The 16,552-nt window shown below is 74.6% G+C and carries 10 protein-coding genes and 1 pseudogene; 5 read left to right on the top strand and 6 right to left on the bottom strand.

Annotation, left to right across the window (positions count from 1 at the left end; translation table 11 throughout):
* Positions 1-35 precede the first annotated feature (35 nt).
* Positions 36-986 carry an ABC transporter substrate-binding protein gene (locus tag ACPC54_RS17235; RefSeq protein ID WP_498965645.1) on the bottom strand — a complete coding sequence of 317 codons (951 nt, stop codon included), beginning with the start codon at positions 984-986 and terminating at the stop codon, positions 36-38.
* Positions 987-996: 10 nt separating this feature from the next.
* Positions 997-1,584, bottom strand: coding sequence for a GNAT family N-acetyltransferase (locus ACPC54_RS17230; protein WP_498965644.1), 588 nt, complete (start codon positions 1,582-1,584; stop codon positions 997-999).
* A gap of 680 nt (positions 1,585-2,264) precedes the next feature.
* Here ACPC54_RS17230 and ACPC54_RS17225 point away from each other — a divergent pair.
* On the top strand, positions 2,265-3,236 hold the full coding sequence (locus ACPC54_RS17225; protein WP_498965643.1) for an amino acid ABC transporter permease: 972 nt from the start codon (positions 2,265-2,267) through the stop codon (positions 3,234-3,236).
* A complete protein-coding gene (locus tag ACPC54_RS17220; RefSeq protein ID WP_498965642.1) occupies positions 3,233-5,158 on the top strand; it encodes an FAD/NAD(P)-binding protein in 1,926 nt (641 codons plus the stop codon). The genes ACPC54_RS17225 and ACPC54_RS17220 overlap by 4 nt, the downstream gene beginning before the upstream one ends.
* Before the next feature lie 12 nt (positions 5,159-5,170).
* Here ACPC54_RS17220 and ACPC54_RS17215 read toward each other — a convergent pair whose 3' ends face one another.
* Both ACPC54_RS17215 and ACPC54_RS17210 read right to left on the bottom strand, forming a co-directional pair.
* Positions 5,171-6,991, bottom strand: a complete 1,821-nt coding sequence (locus ACPC54_RS17215; protein ID WP_498965641.1) for a serine/threonine-protein kinase — start codon at positions 6,989-6,991, stop codon at positions 5,171-5,173.
* 61 nt (positions 6,992-7,052) lie between these two features.
* The gene (locus ACPC54_RS17210) at positions 7,053-8,915 is read right to left on the bottom strand and encodes a serine/threonine-protein kinase (protein WP_498965640.1); all 1,863 of its coding nucleotides are present in this window, start codon (positions 8,913-8,915) and stop codon (positions 7,053-7,055) included.
* A gap of 143 nt (positions 8,916-9,058) precedes the next feature.
* Between ACPC54_RS17210 and ACPC54_RS17205 the strand changes: the two genes are divergently transcribed.
* Complete coding sequence (locus ACPC54_RS17205) at positions 9,059-11,344, top strand: FdhF/YdeP family oxidoreductase (RefSeq protein WP_498965639.1); 2,286 nt, start codon at positions 9,059-9,061, stop codon at positions 11,342-11,344.
* A 55-nt stretch (positions 11,345-11,399) separates the two neighbouring features.
* Here ACPC54_RS17205 and ACPC54_RS17200 read toward each other — a convergent pair whose 3' ends face one another.
* Complete coding sequence (locus ACPC54_RS17200) at positions 11,400-12,929, bottom strand: C40 family peptidase (RefSeq protein WP_498965638.1); 1,530 nt, start codon at positions 12,927-12,929, stop codon at positions 11,400-11,402.
* Between the two features lie 391 nt (positions 12,930-13,320).
* Between ACPC54_RS17200 and ACPC54_RS17195 the strand changes: the two genes are divergently transcribed.
* Positions 13,321-14,508: an inorganic phosphate transporter gene (locus ACPC54_RS17195; protein WP_498965637.1), complete on the top strand. Its 1,188-nt coding sequence runs from the start codon at positions 13,321-13,323 to the stop codon at positions 14,506-14,508.
* Between the two features lie 19 nt (positions 14,509-14,527).
* Positions 14,528-14,773: a hypothetical protein gene (locus tag ACPC54_RS17190; RefSeq protein WP_498965636.1), complete on the top strand. Its 246-nt coding sequence runs from the start codon at positions 14,528-14,530 to the stop codon at positions 14,771-14,773.
* 75 nt (positions 14,774-14,848) lie between these two features.
* Here ACPC54_RS17190 and ACPC54_RS17185 read toward each other — a convergent pair.
* A pseudogene (locus tag ACPC54_RS17185) lies at positions 14,849-16,339 on the bottom strand (MDR family MFS transporter); the annotation flags it as partial.
* Positions 16,340-16,552 lie beyond the last annotated feature (213 nt).

Genomic DNA, 16,552 nt, shown 5'->3' with positions numbered 1-16,552 from the left:
CGACGGGTGCTCGGGCGTCACGGGCGCCGCGGCGGTCACGGGTGCTCGGGCGGGCTGATCTGCGACTCCTTGATCGCCGAGTCGGCGACCCCCCACTTCGCGAGGATCCGCTGGTACGTCCCGTCCTTGATCAGCTGGTTGACGGCCGCCTGGAAGGCCGGGGTGAGCTTCGAGCCCTTCTTGAAGGCGAAGCCGACGTCCAGCCGGTGGAACTCGCCGAGGAACCTGGTCCCGGACGCCTCCTGCGCGGCCTGGTGGCGCAGGCCGTTGATGGTCGACATCTCGACGTCGATCCGCCCCTGCCGGAGGCCGGTCAGCAGGGCGCCGGACTCGCTGAACGCCTTGACCTCGTACGGCTTCTTCCCGGCGTCGGTGCAGACGTTCCGGTGGCTGTTGAGGGTGGTCTCGAAGGTGGTGCCGGCGCCGGTGCCGATGGTCAGGCCGCACAGCTGCACCAGGTCGGTGACGGGTTGGAGCGCGGTGTCGTCCTTCTTCACCGCGAAGCCCTGGCCGTCGTCGATGTAGGTGACGAAGTCGATGGTCCTCAGCCGGGCGGTGGTGACCCCGAAGTTGCCGGTGCCGACGTCGAACTTGCCGCTGTCCAGGGCGGGCAGGATGGTCTCGAAGGCGGCGTCCTCGCGCTGCACGGTCAGGCCGAGCACCCTGGCCACGGCATCGGTGAAGTCCACGTCGATCCCGGCGGGCTTCCTGGTGGCCGGGTCGGGATAGAAGGCGGTGGGCGGCACCCCGAAGGAGGAGCCGAAGCGGATCGTGCCGGCGGCGCGGACGTCCTCGGGCAGCAGCGCGGCCGCGGCCTCCGACTTCGCGACCCCGGAGACGACGTCCTGCGCGGCGGGGTCGGCGGCCCCGCTCGCGCCGGCCGTGCCGGCGATCTTCGGGTCGGAGCCGCAGCCGGCCAGCGCCAGGACCGGCAGCAGGGCGGCGGCGGCCACGAAGGTGCGGCGGCGGGCGGTGGTGGTTCTCACGGGGGGCCTTTCAGTGGGTTCCGGGCGGTGCGGGTGGTGCGGGCGGCGCCTGCCCGGGCCCGGCCGGCGCGGCGGGCAGCGGCTTCTCGAAGGGCAGCGGCCCGATGGTCAGCGGGTCGGCGGCGAGGTCGAACAGCGGCGTGTAGCCGGCCGCCAGGTAGAGGCCCCTGGCCTCGGGCTGGCGCGGCCCGGTCGTCAGGTGGATCCGGGTGTAGCCGGCGGCCGCCGCCGTGCGCTCCAGCTCGGCCAGCACCCGGCGGGCGAGGCCGCGGCGCCGGTGGGCGGAGTGCGTCCACATCCGTTTCACCTCGGCGGTGCGGGCGTCGTAGCGCTTGTACGCGCCGCCGGCCACCGGTTCGCCGTCCTCCAGCAGGAGCAGCAGCACCCCGCCGTGCGGTTCGGCGAAGGCCTCCGCGGGGTAGCGGGTCAGCTCCTGCCGCGCGTCGGGCCCGTACCGGCGGACGTACTCCTCGGCGAGTTCGCGCAGCAGCGGCTCGACCAGCGGGTCGTCCAGGGCGACCCGGCGGAACTCCGGGCCGCGGGGAGCGGCCTGCGGGCCGTCGCCGGTGGCGGCGCGGCCGAGGACTTCGACGGGCATGGCGGAACCTTTCGGGGCAGGCCTGCGGGGCGGGCCTGCGGGCAGGCCGGAGGCGCTCGCGGCACGGGCGGCCGGGGAGCACGGGGGCGTGGGGGCGCGGAGGCGTGGCGGGACGCGGAGGGCGGGAGGCGGAGGGCGGGAGGCGGGCGCGGAGCTACCCGGGTGAGGGGACGCGACGGGGGCGGCGGAACTGCCGGAGCGCAGCGCGAAGCCGTCGACGGACAAGGGGATCCGACGTCACGTCAGCAGGGGCGGGGCGGGCCGAGGGAGGCACCCCGGGGAGAGCGGGCCGGGCGGGCGGCCCGTCGCCGGTTCAGCCGCGACAGGCCGCCGACCACACCCGACCGAAGTCGATGTGGTCGCGGGTGACCAGGGGCTGCTGGGCGTTCATGGGCTCAAGTTGAGCAGTCGGCCGAGTGGTACGTCAACCATCCATCGTTGCCGCACTGTTGCGATCTCTTGTCGCCTTTCCGGCCCCGCCGGGCGGCCCGGTCGCCGCCCTTGACAGCCGCCGATCGCACCCGCGTACGATCGGCGGCGGAGCGCAGTGTGCAAGCGCACCGGCCGCGTTGAGGGACGCCGGCCGGCGCGGGGCCCGTACGTGACGACCACCCGTACGTCCTCCGACCCCACCCGCCCGCACCCCTTGCCCGCCTCCACTCCCGCCAGGAGCCTCCGCCATGGCCACGCCGCCGGCCGTCCTGCCCGCACCCTCCGTCCGCAAGCCCCCACCCGCCCCGGCCGAGCCCCGGATCGTCCCCCGCCGCAAGCCCGGCCAGTGGGCCGCCGCGGCCGTCGCGCTGTCGCTGGCCGCGATGGCCGCCGCCTCGGTGGTCCGCAACGACGCCTTCCAGTGGGGCGTGGTCGCCGACTGGTTCACCGCCCGCTCGGTGCTGAACGGCCTCGCCCTGACCCTGTGGCTGACCGCCCTGACGCTCACCCTCGGCTTCCTCCTCGGCACCGTGCTCGCCACCATGCGGCTGTCCGCCAACCCGGTCCTGCGCACGCTGAGCTGGGGCTACATCTGGGTCTTCCGCTCCACCCCGCCGCTGGTGCAGCTGCTGTTCTTCTTCAACATCGGCGCGCTCTACCCGACGCTGGGCCTCGGCATCCCGTTCGGGCCCGAGTTCGTCACCGTGAAGACGGTCAACCTGATCGGCCCCACCCTGACCGCCGTCATCGGCCTCACCCTGCTGGAGTCCGCGTACGCCGCCGAGGTGATCCGCGGCGGCATCCTGTCCGTCGACCGCGGCCAGCTGGAGGCCGCCGCCGCGCTCGGGCTCGGCCGGTGGCGGGTGCTGCGCCGGATCGTGGTGCCGCAGGCGATGCGGGCGATCGTGCCGAGCGCCGGGAACATGCTGATCGGCGCGCTCAAGGGCACCAGCATCGTCAGCGTGCTGGCCGTCTCCGATCTGCTCTACTCGGTGCAGCTGGTCTACCTGCAGTCGTACCAGGTGATCCCGATGCTGGTGGTCGCCACCCTCTGGTACCTGGTGGTCACCACCGTGCTGTCCATCGGCCAGTACTACGTGGAGCGGCACTTCGCCAGGGGCGCGACCCGGGACGGCCTGCCGCCCACCCCGCCGCAACGCGCCCGCGCGGCCGTGCGCGCCGCCGCCCGCGCCGCCGTCCACCGGGCGGCGCGGTCATGACGGCGCTGGTGATCGTCGGTGCCGGCCCGCGCGGCACCGGACTGCTGGAGCGGATCGCCGCCAACGCCGCCGAACTCCTGCCCGCCGACCGGCCGTTGGCGATCCACCTGGTCGACCCGTACCCGCCCGGCGCGGGCCGGGTGTGGCGCCGGGAGCAGTCCGCGCTGCTGCGGATGAACTCGATGGCCGAGGACGTCACGATGTTCACCGACGAACGCTCCACCCTGGACGGCCCGGTCCGCCCCGGCCCCTCGCTCGCCGAATGGGCCCGCCGGCCCGAGGAGTTCGCGCCGTACCGGGAGGTCGACGACCCGGCCGTCCGGGCCGAGCTGCGCGCCCTCGCGCCCACCGACTTCCCCACCCGGCGGGCCCAGAGCGCCTACCTGGACTGGGTGTTCCGCCGCGCCGTCGCCGACCTGCCGCCGCACGTCACGGTCACCGTCCACCGCGACACCGCCCGCCGGATCGACGGCCCGGCGGACGGCCCGCAGACCGTCCACCTCACCGACCGGACGCTCACCGCTGACCATGTCGCGCTCACCCTCGGCCACCTCGACTCCGCCCCGCACCCGCGCCACGCCGCCGACGCCGAGTTCGCCGCCCGGCACGGCCGCTTCCACCTGCCGCCCGCCTACTCCGCCGACGTGGCGGGCGAGTTGGCGGCGATCGCCCCCGGCGAGCAGGTGGTGCTGCGCGGCCTGGGCCTGGCCGCCGTCGACCTGGTCGCGCTGCTCACCGAGGGCCGCGGCGGCCGCTTCGAGCCGACCGGCGACGGGCCCGCCCTGCGCTACCGCCCGTCCGGCCGCGAACCGGTGCTGCACCTCGGCTCGCGGCGCGGCGTGCCCTACCACGCCAAGACCGGCTACCGGCTGCAGGGCCCGCCGGCGCCGCTCCCCCGGTACTTCGACGCGGCCGCCGTCGACGCGGCGCTCGCCGCCCCCGGACCGCTCCGACTGCGGCGCGACCTCTGGCCGTTGATGGCCAAGGAGGTCGCCTTCGGGCACTACCACGAGCTGTTCCACGCCCACCCCGAGCGCACCGCCCTGCCCTGGCCCGCGTTCCTGGCCCGGTACGACCGCTGCGCCTGGTACTCCCCCGAGCGCGCCGCCCTGGTCGCCGAGGCCGTGCCCGACCCGGCCGACCGGATCGACTTCGAACGGCTCGACCAGCCGCTGGCCGGCCTCGCCCTCGGCTCCACCGAGGAACTGCAGGCCCACCTGCGGGCGTACGTCGCCGCCGACGCCGATCGCCGCGCCGACCCCGCGCACAGCGCCGACCTCGGCGCCTTCCTCGCCCTGCTCTCGCTGTTCGGCCAGCTCCCCCGGGTGGTCGCGAGCGGCCGGCTCACCGCCCGCTCGGTCGCCGAGGAGGTGGACGGCTGGTTCTCCGGCTACTTCAACTCCCTCGCCTCCGGCCCGCCCGGCTTCCGGCTGCGCCAGCTGCTCGCGCTCTCCGAGGCCGGGGTGGTGCGCTTCCTCGGCGCGGGCGTCCGGGTCGACCGGGACGAGGCCACCGGCAGCTGGCGGGCCCGCGGCGCCACCGTGCCCGGCCACACCGTCACCGCCACCGCGCTGATCGAGGGGTACCTGCCCCAGCACGCGCTGCACCGCACCCTCGACCCGGTGCTGCGCGAACTGCACCGCGCCGGGCGGCTGGTGGAGGAGCTGCTGGCCGACCGGGAGCACACCCACCGCTCCGGTCTGGTCGGCATCTCCCCCGCCGACGGCCGGCTGCTCGACCCGGCCCTGGGCGGCGCCCCGCACCCGCGGCGCACCGCGCTCGGCCCGCACACCAGCCTGCGCACGGCGGCCGCCTTCGCCCGCCCGCGCACCGACGCCCCGGCCTTCCGCCAGAACGACGCCGCCGCCCGGGCCCTGCTGCGGTCCCTGGCCGCGCTCCCCGCGGAGGTGCTGGCGGCATGACCGGAGCGTGTCCTACGGCTCCTGCGGCCCGAAGACCTCCTCCACCAGGTCCGCGTCCGAAACGAAGCCCGGCGCCGCCACCACCCGGTCCACGACACCCTTGACGCCCGTCCCGCGCCGCAGCGCGCGGGCCGCCGCCCGGCCGGGCTCCCCGCCGGCGCGGACCTGCCGGACCAGCCGCTCCGCCTCGACCCGGTCGAGCCGCATCCGCCAGCCACGGACGACCTCGTTCGCGCTCCGGTGCGCCCGGGTCCGCTGCCGGCAGTCCGCCAGGTCGGCGCGGGCCCGCGCGGTGCGTTCGTCCTGCTCGCCGAAGGCCGTGACGAGCTGCGGCAGCAGTTCGGTCAGCTGGAGCACGGCGCCGTGGAAGTCGCCGCGCCGGGCCAGGCACGCCGCGAGGTCGTGCCAGGCCTGCAGGACGAGCGGGCCGTGCGGCCCCCAGGCCAGCCTCAGCACGGGCAGCAGCTCGGTCAGCAGCCGGATCGCGGTGACCGGCTCGCCGCCCTCCCGGACGAGCCGGGTCACCTCGTAGCGCGCCTCCAGCGTGCGGGAGTCGGTCGGCCCGAACGCCGAGCGCAGGTCGTCCGCCAGCTCCCGCAGTTCCCGGACGGCCTCCGCCGCCCGGCCGGCCCGGCCGAGCTGCGCGGCGAGCTCCCGCCGGGCGGCGACCACGTCCGGGTCGGCCGGGCCGAGCACCGGCAGGCCGCCGTCGATCGCCGCCCCGAGCCGGCGCGCCACCTCGGCCGGGTCCTCGGCCGGCACGGCCGGGCCGGCCTCCAGCAGCCGGGCCCGGAGGACCGCCCGGTCCTCGACGGGCCCCTGCGGCAGGCCGGCCCGGTCCGCGCGGTCGGGCCGCGCCGGCTCGTCCAGCACCAGCGGGGCCCGCCCCACCGGCCGCAGCTTCGGCTCCCGCACGTAGCCGGCCTGGCCGCGCCGCCGGGCGGGCGCGAGCGGCGCGGTGCGGGCCCGGGTGGTGGAGCGCAGCGGCCGGGGCACCGGCCGCCCCTCCGCCAGGTCGGCGAGCCGCCCGGTGACCGCCCGGGCGTCGGCCGGCCGCTCGGCCGGGTCCTTCGCGAGCAGTTCGGCGACCAGGGCGGGCAGGTGCTCCGGCAGCCCGTACCGGGCCGGGTCCAGGGCCGGGGGCGGCTCGTTGAGGTGCTGGTACATCAGCACCGGGGTCGAGTCGCCGTTGAACGGCCGCGCCCCGGTGAGGAGTTCGACCAGCAGGCAGCCGAGCGCGTACAGGTCGGCCCGGCCGTCCACCCGGCCTCCGGTCCACCGCTCGGGCGCCATGTACGGCGGACTGCCGATGACCGTGCCGACCGTGGTCAGCCCGCCCGCGCCGGTGTCCAGCTGGGCGATGCCGAAGTCCAGCACCTTCAGGTGCCCGTCCCCGGCGATCATGACGTTGTCCGGCTTGATGTCGCGGTGCACCACGCCCGCGTCGTGCGCCGCGGCCAGCGCCTCGCCGATCTCCCGCGCCCAGCGCAGGCTGAGCGCCGGCGCGGGCACGCCCTCGCGCAGCACCGCGGTCAGGGTGCGGCCGGCGAGCAGCTCCATCACCAGGAAGGTGACGTCCTCGCCCTCGGCCTCGCCGTGGCCGAGGTCGTACACGGTGACGATGTGCGGGTGCGACAGGTTGCCCGCCGCGGACGCCTCCCGGGCGAAGCGCAGCGCCGCCTTGGCCTGGTCGCCGTCGTCGTGCCGGATGAGCTTGACGGCCACCGGCCGGTGCATCCGGGTGTCCTCGGCCCGCCACACCACCCCGAAGCCGCCCTGCCCCAGCTTCTCCTGGAGCTCGTACCGACCGTCCAGGACGTCCCCGACCCGCACCCGCGCCTCCCCCGTTCTCCGGCCACGCCGGACTCCACGACCCTCGGACTCCGCGAGACCCTCAGGGGCCGAAGATCTCCGCCACCAGGTCCTCGTCCGAGACGAAGTCCGGGGCGTCGAACACCACGTCCGCGACGCCCTTCAGGCCGACGCCACGCTCGAGCGCCTCCACGCAGTCCTGGCCCTCCCGGTCGGTGCCGAAGTCCCAGACCCGCAGCCGGCGGACCAGCACCAGCGCCTCCATCGGGCTGATCCTCGGCGCCTTGCGGCGCTGCCCGGGCAGGCCCTTGCGGCCGGCCTGGGCGAGCCGCTGCTGGTAGCCGGCCAGGTCCTGCCAGGCCTGGACGGTGCTCGGGTGGCGCTCGCCGAGGGCGCGGGCCAGGTCGGGCAGCAACGCGTGCAGCTGGATGACGGCGCCCTGCAGGTCGCCCCGGTTGGCCTGGTGGAGGGCGAGGTCGTGCCGGGCCTTCAGCACCCGGGAGTCCTGCGGGCCCCAGGCGGCGTGCAGGTCGGGCAGCAGCTCGGTCAGCAGCCGGATCGCGGTGACCTCGGCGCCGTTCTCGCCGATGCACCACACCAGGTGGTAGCGGGCGCCGAGGGTGTCCGGGTCGGTGGGGCCGAGCGCCGTGCGCATGTCCTCGACCACGGTGGACAGCAGCCGGATCGCGCCGTCCACGTCCCCGGCCCGGCTGAGGTACCAGGTGAAGTCCCGCCAGGCGCACAGGGTGTCGCGGTCGGCGGCGCCGAGCGCGGTCACGCACTCCTGCGCGACCGCCTGCAGCTGGATCGCCGACTCGCCCGCGGTCGGCGCCCGGAAGGCGGCCGAGCGCCGCTCGCGCAGCCGGGCCCGGACGGCGTCGTCGGGCGCGGCGGCCACCACCGGCGGCGTGGTCAGCGGGGACAGCACCTGCGAGGCCCCCGGCACGGGCGGCGCGGACGGCGGCGTGGACGGCACCGGCGGCGCGGACGGCGGGACGACGGGTGGGACGACGGGCGGCGCGGACGGCGGCGCGGACGGCACCGGCGGTGCCACCGCCCCCGGCCGGTCCAGCACGGTCGGCACCGGCCCCGGCCCCCCGGCGGCGCCCCCGCGCCAGTCGGCCAGCTCGGCGAGCCGCCGCTCGACCGTCCGGGCGTCGGCCGGCCGCTCGGCCGGGTCCTTGGCCAGCAGCTCCGCGACCAGCCCGGCCACCTGCGGCGGCAGCCCGAACTGCGCCGGATCCAGCGCCGGCGGCGGCTCGTTGAGGTGCTGGTACATCAGCACCGGCGTCGAGTCCCCGGCGAACGGCCGTGCCCCGGTGAAGAGTTCGACCAGCACGCAGCCGAGCGCGTACAGGTCGGCCCGCCCGTCCACTCGCCCGCCGGTCCACCGCTCGGGCGCCATGTACGCCGGGCTGCCGACGATCGTCCCGGTGGTGGTCAGCCCGCCCGCGCCGGTGTCCAGCTGGGCGATGCCGAAGTCCAGCACCTTCAGGTGCCCGGCGTCGGTGATCATGATGTTGTCGGGCTTGATGTCGCGGTGCACCATGTCCGCGTCGTGCGCGGCCGCGAGCGCGGCGCAGATCTCCCGCCCCCAGCGCAGGCTGAGCGCCGGCTCGGGCACGCCGTCGCGCAGCACCTCGGTCAGGGTGCGCCCGGCGAGCAGCTCCATCACCAGGAAGGTGACCTGCCGGTCGCCGAGTTCGCCCTGCCCGAGGTCGTGCACGGTGACGATGTGCGGGTGCGACAGGTTGCCCGCCGCGCAGGCCTCGCGGACGAACCGCAGCGCAGCCTTGGCCTGGTCCCCGCCGTGGTGCCCGATGACCTTGACCGCCACCGGCCGCATCATCCGGGTGTCCTGGGCCCGCCACACCACCCCGAAGCCGCCCTGGCCCAGCTTCTCCCGCAGTTCGTACCGGCCGTCGAGGACGTCGCCTACCCGCATGCGTCCCTCCCCCATCCGCTGTGACGCACAGACTCTACCGACGCCCGCGACCGCCCCTCCCGGGGGCGTCGCCCAGGTGGAAGGATGGGCAGCGAGCCCCCGTGAGGACGCGGCGGGCCCGGCAGACTCCGAGGAGCGCAGTCATGGCCAAGCAGGCCCCGCAGAGCGACCCGGTGCAGGACGCCCCCGAGGTGTCCGCGCCCAAGCACTCGGCCGTCGGCCTGCCCGCGGTCGGCCACACCGTGCGGATGGCCGCCGAGCAGATGGGCGCCCGCCGCGCCGTCTCCACCCTGCTCAAGGTGAACCAGCACAGCGGCTTCGACTGCCCCGGCTGCGCCTGGCCCGAGCCGGACAAGCCGCACGCCGTGGAGTTCTGCGAGAACGGCGCCAAGGCCGTCGCCGAGGAGGCCACCGAGCGCCGGATCCGGGCCGACTTCTTCGCCGCCCACCCGGTCGCCGAGCTCGCCGAGCGCTCCGGCTACTGGCTCGGCCAGCAGGGCCGGCTCACCCAGCCGATGCTGCTCGACGAGGGCGCCACCCACTACACCCCGGTCTCCTGGGACGACGCCTTCGCGCTGATCGCCGAGGAGCTGCGCGCCCTGGACACCCCGGACGCCGCCGCCTTCTACACCTCCGGCCGCACCAGCAACGAGGCCGCGTTCGCCTACCAGCTGTTCGCCCGCCGGCTGGGCACCAACAACCTGCCGGACTGCTCCAACATGTGCCACGAGTCGTCCGGTTCGGCGCTCACCGAGACGCTCGGCGTCGGCAAGGGCAGCGTCAGCCTGCAGGACCTCTACCAGGCCGACCTGATCATCGTGGCCGGCCAGAACCCGGGCACCAACCACCCCCGGATGCTCGCCGCGCTGGAGCGCGCCAAGCGGGCCGGCGCCACCATCGTCAGCGTGAACCCGCTGCCGGAGGCGGGCCTGGAGCGGTTCAAGAACCCGCAGAACGTCCGCGGCGTGGTCGGCAACGGCACCAAGCTGACCGACCTGTTCCTGCAGATCCGCCTCGGCGGGGACCTGGCGCTGTTCCGCGCGGTCAACCGGATGATCCTGGAGCGGGACGGCGTCGACCGCGCCTTCGTCGCCGAACACTGCCACGGCTTCGAGGAGTTCGAGGCGCAGGCGCTGAAGACCGACCGCGACGAGGTGCTGGCCGCGACCGGCCTGCCCTGGGAGCAGATCGAGGAGCTGGGCCGGCTGGTCCTCGCCTCGCAGAAGGTCATCGTCTGCTGGGCGATGGGCCTCACCCAGCACAAGCACTCGGTGCCGACCATCCGCGAGGTGGTCAACTTCCTGCTGCTGCGCGGCAACGTCGGCCGCCCCGGCGCCGGGGTCTGCCCGGTGCGCGGGCACAGCAACGTCCAGGGCGACCGGACGATGGGCATCTTCGAGCGGCCCAGCGCCGCCTTCCTGGACGCGCTGGGCGCCGAGTTCGACTTCGAGCCGCCGCGCGCGCACGGCCACGACGCGGTGGACACCATCCGCGCGATGCGGGACGGCCGGGTCAAGGTGTTCCTCGCGATGGGCGGCAACTTCGTCGCGGCCACCCCGGACACCGACGTCACCGAGGCGGCGATGCGCCGCTGCCGGCTGACCGTCCACGTCTCCACCAAGCTCAACCGCTCGCACCTGGTCACCGGCGCCCGCGCCCTGATCCTGCCCACCCTGGGCCGCACCGACCGGGACACCACCGCGGCCGGCGACCAGTTCGTCAGCGTCGAGGACTCGATGGGCCAGGTGCACGCCTCGCGCGGCCGGCTGCGCCCGCCCGCCGACGACCTGCACTCCGAGACCGCCATCGTCTGCCGGATCGCCCAGGCCGTCTTCGGCCCGGAGGACTCCGTGCCCTGGGCGGAGTTCGCGGCCGACTACGACACCCTGCGGGACCGGATCGCCCGCGTCGTCCCGGGCTTCGAGGACTACAACACCAAGCTCCACCGCCCCGGCGGCTTCACCCTCCCGCACGGCCCGCGCGACTCCCGCACCTTCCCCACCGCGACGGGCAAGGCCAACTTCACGGTCAACCCGCTGACCGCCCCCGAGGTCCCGCCGGGCCGCCTGCTGCTGCAGACGCTGCGCTCGCACGACCAGTACAACACCACCATCTACGGCCTCGACGACCGCTACCGCGGCATCAAGGGCGGCCGCCGGGTGGTCCTGGTCAACCCGGCCGACGCCGCCGAACTCGGCCTCACCGAGGGCGGGTACACCGACCTGGTCAGCGAGTGGACGGACGGCAGCGAGCGCCGCGCCCCGCACTTCCGGGTCGTCCACTACCCGGTCGCCCGCGGCGGCGCGGCGGCCTACTACCCGGAGACCAACGTCCTGGTGCCGCTGGACTCCACGGCGGACATCAGCAACACGCCCACCTCCAAGGCCGTCGTCATCCGCTTCGAGCCCGACTCCGGCCCGGTCGCCTGACCGCGGACGCGGGAAGGCCGCCCGGTCCTCCGGGCGGCCTTCCCGTCGTTGCGGCCTACTTCGTCGGCGTGCCCAGCGGCAGCGTCGCGGTGGCGCTGCCCGGGGCCGAGGCCGTCCCGGTGCCGCTCGGCGTCGTCCCCGGAGTGCCGGTGCCGGTGCCGGTCGGGGTCGGCGTGGCCGGCGTCCCCGTCCCGGACGGCGTACCGGTCCCGGAGGGCGTCCCGGTGCCGGACGGCGTGCCGGTGGGCGTCCCGGTCGGGGTCTGGGTCCCGGTGCCGGACGGCGTGCCGGTGGGCGTGCCCGGCCCGGTGGGCGTGCCGGTCGGCGTCCCGGTCGGAGCGGGCGTGCCGGTGGGCGTGCCGGGGGCGGTCGGGGTGCCGGTCGCGGGCTGGCCCGGAGCGGGGGCGGCCGGGGTCGCCGGGCTGGGCGCGATCGGCGTGACGGCGTCCCAGCCGGTGGGCAGGTCCGGCACCTTCCAGGCGCCGCCCGCGTCGTCCGCCGTGCCGTCCGGGTCCGGCCGGACGGCCCCGAGGATCGCCATCGAGCCGATCGGCGAGACCTTGATGTACGCCCCGGGCCGGGGCGCCTGCACGATCAGCCCGCCGCCGATGTACATCCCGACGTGCGAGGCGTCCTGGAAGTAGACGACCAGGTCGCCGGGCCGCAGCTGGTTCAGCGGGACGTGCGGCAGCTGCGCCCACTGCTCCTGGCTGGTGCGCGGGATCGGCCGGCCGGCGTGCAGCCAGGCCTGCGAGGTGAGGCCGGAGCAGTCGTAGGAGCCCGGGCCGGTGCCGCCCCACAGGTACGGCTTGCCGAGCTGCGCGAGCGCGAAGGCGACGGCCGCGCGCCCCTGCACCGAGGGGGTGCGCTCCCCCTTGCCGAGCGCGCCGGAGGCGAGGAAGGCCAGCTGGGCCTCGTCGGCCTTGGCCTTCTCCAGCTGCTCCAGCTCGCCGCGCTGCGCGCCGGTGAGCGAGGCGACCATCGTCTCGACGGCGGCGAGGTCGGCGGCGGCCTTGGCCTTGGCGGCGTCCTGCTGGGTGACCAGGGTCTTGGAGGTGTTCAGCGCCTCCTCGGTCTGCTTCTTCAGTCCGTCGAGGGTGTCGCGGTCGCCCTTGAGCTTGTCCAGGAACTCCGACTGCGAGCGGCTGGCCGCTCTGAGCAGCTCGGCTATGGTGACCGCCTCGTACGGGTCCTTGGAGAGCAGGAGTTCGGCGTAGGCGGAGGCGCTGCCGTTGCGGTACTGGGCGGCGGCCAGCTGGGAGGCGAGGTCGGTGCCGGCGTCGACCTGCTTCTGCTGGCGGTCGAGCCTGCCCTGGAGGTCGGTGAGCGCGGTCTGCTGCTCGGCCACCTTGGCGACGGCGCCGTTGTACTGCTCGGTGGCCTTCTCGGCGCTCTGGTAGAGCTCGTGCAGCCGGTCGAGCATCGGGCCGAGGGTGGCCTTGGCGGCGGCCAGCGGGTCCTGGGCGGTGACGGACGCGCCCGGGTCGGGGGCGGCCCAGGCGCCCTGGGCGCCCAGCGGGAGCGCGAGCGCGGCGGCCGCGAGGGCCGCTCCGCAGCGCAGCGCCGCCCGTACCCAGGGGCGCACGCCCGTCGATTCCGCGCGCCGGTCAGCCCCACGCTGTGCAGCCCCGCCCATGGTTGGTCCTCCCGGCCCCGAACCTTCTGCATCCCCCGGGCTCCCCGGTTGCCGCAGATCCTCCCACGGGTTACTCACCGGAAACAGAGCCCGTGCCGACCGCCGGGTTAATTCTCGGTTCGAAATGTGAGACAAGTCTCTTTAAACCTGATCGAACCTGGACGATCCGGGTCAAAGTCCAGCTCAACACGCCGATGGACACCCCTGCGAAAGCCCAGGGACACCGCCGGGCAACCATGGGAACCACGATTCCCGTCCTAGTTCACCTTCCGTTCACCCAGCAGACCTACCGTCACGGCGACACCAACGTCCGTGCGACAACTACGACGATTGTTTGGGTATGGAACACATCTCGTTCCTGGTGGCCGTTGTGATCATCACGGCGCTCGCCTTCGACTTCACCAACGGGTTCCACGACACCGCCAACGCGGCCGCCACCGCGATCGCGACCGGGGCCCTTCGTCCGAAGGTCGCGGTCACCATCGCGGCCCTCCTCAACTTCGCGGGTGCGTTCCTGTCCGTGAAGGTCGCCACGACCATTTCCGGCGGCATCGTCAACGAGAAGGCCGGCGTCCACCCCGAGATCATCTTCGCGGCACTGGCCGGCGCGATCCTGTGGAACCTGCTGACCTGGCTGCGCGGCCTGCCGTCGAGCTCCTCGCACGCGCTGTACGGCGGCCTGATCGGCGCCACGATCGTCGGCGTCGGCATGAACGGCGTCAACTTCGACACCGTGATCACCAAGATCATCATCCCGGCGGTCGCCTCCCCCCTCGTCGCCGGCCTCGCCTCCTGGGGCGCCACCAAGCTGGCCTACGCGATCACCCGCAAGGGCAACGCGGCGGCCACCGACAAGGGCTTCAGGACCGGCCAGGTGTTCTCCTCCTCGCTGATCTCGCTCGCGCACGGCACCAACGACGCCCAGAAGACGATGGGCATCATCACCCTGACCCTGGTCTCGGTCGGCGCCCTGCCGCACGGCGCGCTGCCGCCCACCTGGGTGATCGTCTCGGCCGGCGCCGCGATCGCGCTCGGCACCTACATGGGCGGCTGGCGGATCATCCGCTCGATGGGCAAGGGCCTGACGGACATCAAGCCGCTGCAGGGCTTCGCCTCCGAGTCGGCCGTCTCGACCGTCATCCTGACCTCCTCGCACATGGGCTTCGGCCTCTCCACCACCCAGGTCTGCACCGGCGGCATCATGGGCGCCGGCCTCGGCGGCCCGAAGCCGGAGCTGCGCTGGAGCATGGTCCGCCGCATGGTCTACACCTGGGGCCTGACCCTCCCGGCCGCCGCACTGGTCTCCGGCGGCGCCGCGCTGCTGGCCCAGCAGGGCACCTGGGGCGTCGTCCTGGTGGGCGCCGCGCTGGTGGCCGGCTCGGTCGCGATGTGGCTGCTCTCCCGCCGCCAGCCGGTCAGCGCGGACAACGTCAACGACGTCACCGAGGTCACCCCGGTCGAGCTCGCGCCGGCCGGCACCACCCTCGCGAACACCCCCACCCCCGCCTCGACCACGGTCGCGGCCTGAGCGCCGAGGAGTCCTCACCATGCACATCAAGTGGAACGCCCTCGCCCAGACCGCCGGCGTCAGCTTCGGCGTCACCGTCGCCGTGGTCTCGGTCTTCGCGCTCGGCATCCTGGCCCTGTCCCGCCGCGAGGCCGCGCTGAGCGCCCGCGAGGCCGACGGCGCCCAGGGCGCCGCCAGGCCCGCCCTGCTGGCCGGCGCGTACGCCTGCTTCGCGCTGTGCGCGGCGGCCGTGGTCTACGGCCTGGTGCTGATCGCCGCGCCGTAGCGGACCGGAACGCCGAACGGGCCGGGGAGTGCACACCGCACTCCCCGGCCCGTTCGCGTACCCGCGGTGGGCTCAGCCCTGGCTGGTCCGCAGGGCCGTCTCCCGGATGAACAGCACCGTGACGAAGGCCAGCAGCGCGAACGGCGCGGCGACCAGGAACACCACGCCGACGCCGTGGCCGAAGGCGTCCGTGACCAGCGGGACGATCGGCGCGGGCAGCTTGTGCAGGTCCGGGATGCCCCCGCCGCCGGGCGCGTGCCCGGCCGGGACGTGCGCGGCCGCCAGGTTCTCCGCCAGGTAGTGGGTCACCTTGTTGTTCATCAGCGCGCCGAGCGCGGAGACGCCCATCGCGCCGCCCATGGTGCGGAAGAAGGTGACCACCGAGCTGGCCGCGCCGAGCTCGTGGCGCGGCACGGTGTTCTGCACCGCGAGCACCAGGTTCTGCATGGTCAGGCCCAGGCCGATGCCGGTGATCGCCATGTAGACGGACAGCAGGGTGTAGTCGGTGTCGACCCGGACGGTGCCCAGCAGCCCGAAGCCGATCGCGAGCAGCGCGGTGCCGGAGACCAGGTAGGCCTTCCACTTGCCGTACTTGGTGATCAGCCGGCCGGCGACGGTGGAGGACACCGCCAGGCCGAGGATCATCGGCAGGGTCATCAGGCCGGCCATGGTCGGGGACTTGTCCCGGGCCAGCTGGAAGTACTGGCCGAGGAAGGTGGTCGCGCCGTACATCCCGACGCCGACCAGCACGCTGGCCAGCGCGGCCAGGGTGACGGTGCGGTGCCGGAAGAGGTCTGGCGGGATGATCGGCTCGGCGGCGCGGCGCTCGACCACGACGGCCAGCGCGCCCAGCAGCAGGCCGCCGCCGACCATCGCGGCGGTCTGCCAGGACAGCCAGGCGTAGTTCTTGCCGGCCAGGGTGATCCAGATCATCAGCAGGCTGACGGCGCCGGTGATGGTCAGCGCGCCCAGGTGGTCGATCTTCACCCGGCGCTTGACCACCGGCAGCTTCAGGGTGCGCTGGACGACCAGGATCGCGGCGATCGCGAACGGGATGCCGACGTAGAAGCACCAGCGCCAGCCCAGCCAGGAGGTGTCCACAATGACGCCGCCGATCAGCGGGCCGCCGATGGTGGCGAGGGCGAAGACCGCGCCGAAGTAACCGCTGTAGCGGCCGCGCTCGCGCGGCGGGACCATCGCGGCCAGGCAGATCTGGCCGAGCGCGACGACGCCGCCGGCGCCGATGCCCTGCAGGGCGCGGCAGGCGATCAGCTGACCGGTGTTCTGGGAGAGGCCGGCCAGCGCGGAGGCGCCGATGTAGATCGCCAGGCCGATCTGCAGCAGCAGCTTCTTGCTGGCGAGGTCGGAGAGCTTGCCCCAGATCGGGGTGGAGGCGGTCAGCGTGAGCAGGGCCGCGGTGATCACCCAGGTGTACGCGGACTGGCCGCCGTGCAGGTCGGTGAGGATGTGCGGCAGGGCGTTGGAGACGACGGTCGACGAGAGCACGGCCACGAAGGTGCCGAGCAGCAGGCCGGACAGCGCCTCCATCACCTGCCGGTGCGTCATCGGTCGGTCGTCGACGGCTGCGGGGGTACCGGTCGGGGCCTCAGTGGTCACGGTCATCCGAGTCCTTAGAAATTTGTTGTCTAACGCAACCATATGCCTGGATGGTTGACTTAGGCAACTTTCTTCAAGGCCAAGCAAAGACCGGTCGTGACCGGCGGCCGGGCCCGGATGTGGCGCGGAGAGTGCGACAAGCGAACTACTTCATGGTATTAA

Source organism: Kitasatospora sp. NPDC094028 (assembly GCF_049543595.1).
GTDB lineage: Bacteria > Actinomycetota > Actinomycetes > Streptomycetales > Streptomycetaceae > Kitasatospora.
The sequence above is the reverse complement of the archived record's forward strand: the minus strand, read 5'-3'. Positions and strand labels throughout refer to the sequence as shown.

Excerpts from the sequence above, each read along its gene's own strand:
- ACPC54_RS17195 (WP_498965637.1), top strand. The coding sequence starts at position 13,321 with ATGGAACACATCTCGTTCCTGGTGGCCGTTGTGATCATCACGGCGCTC.
- ACPC54_RS17190 (WP_498965636.1), top strand. The coding sequence starts at position 14,528 with ATGCACATCAAGTGGAACGCCCTCGCCCAGACCGCCGGCGTCAGCTTC.
- ACPC54_RS17210 (WP_498965640.1), bottom strand. The coding sequence starts at position 8,915 with ATGCGGGTAGGCGACGTCCTCGACGGCCGGTACGAACTGCGGGAGAAG.
- ACPC54_RS17205 (WP_498965639.1), top strand. The coding sequence starts at position 9,059 with ATGGCCAAGCAGGCCCCGCAGAGCGACCCGGTGCAGGACGCCCCCGAG.
- ACPC54_RS17225 (WP_498965643.1), top strand. The coding sequence starts at position 2,265 with ATGGCCACGCCGCCGGCCGTCCTGCCCGCACCCTCCGTCCGCAAGCCC.
- ACPC54_RS17230 (WP_498965644.1), bottom strand. The coding sequence starts at position 1,584 with ATGCCCGTCGAAGTCCTCGGCCGCGCCGCCACCGGCGACGGCCCGCAG.
- ACPC54_RS17220 (WP_498965642.1), top strand. The coding sequence starts at position 3,233 with ATGACGGCGCTGGTGATCGTCGGTGCCGGCCCGCGCGGCACCGGACTG.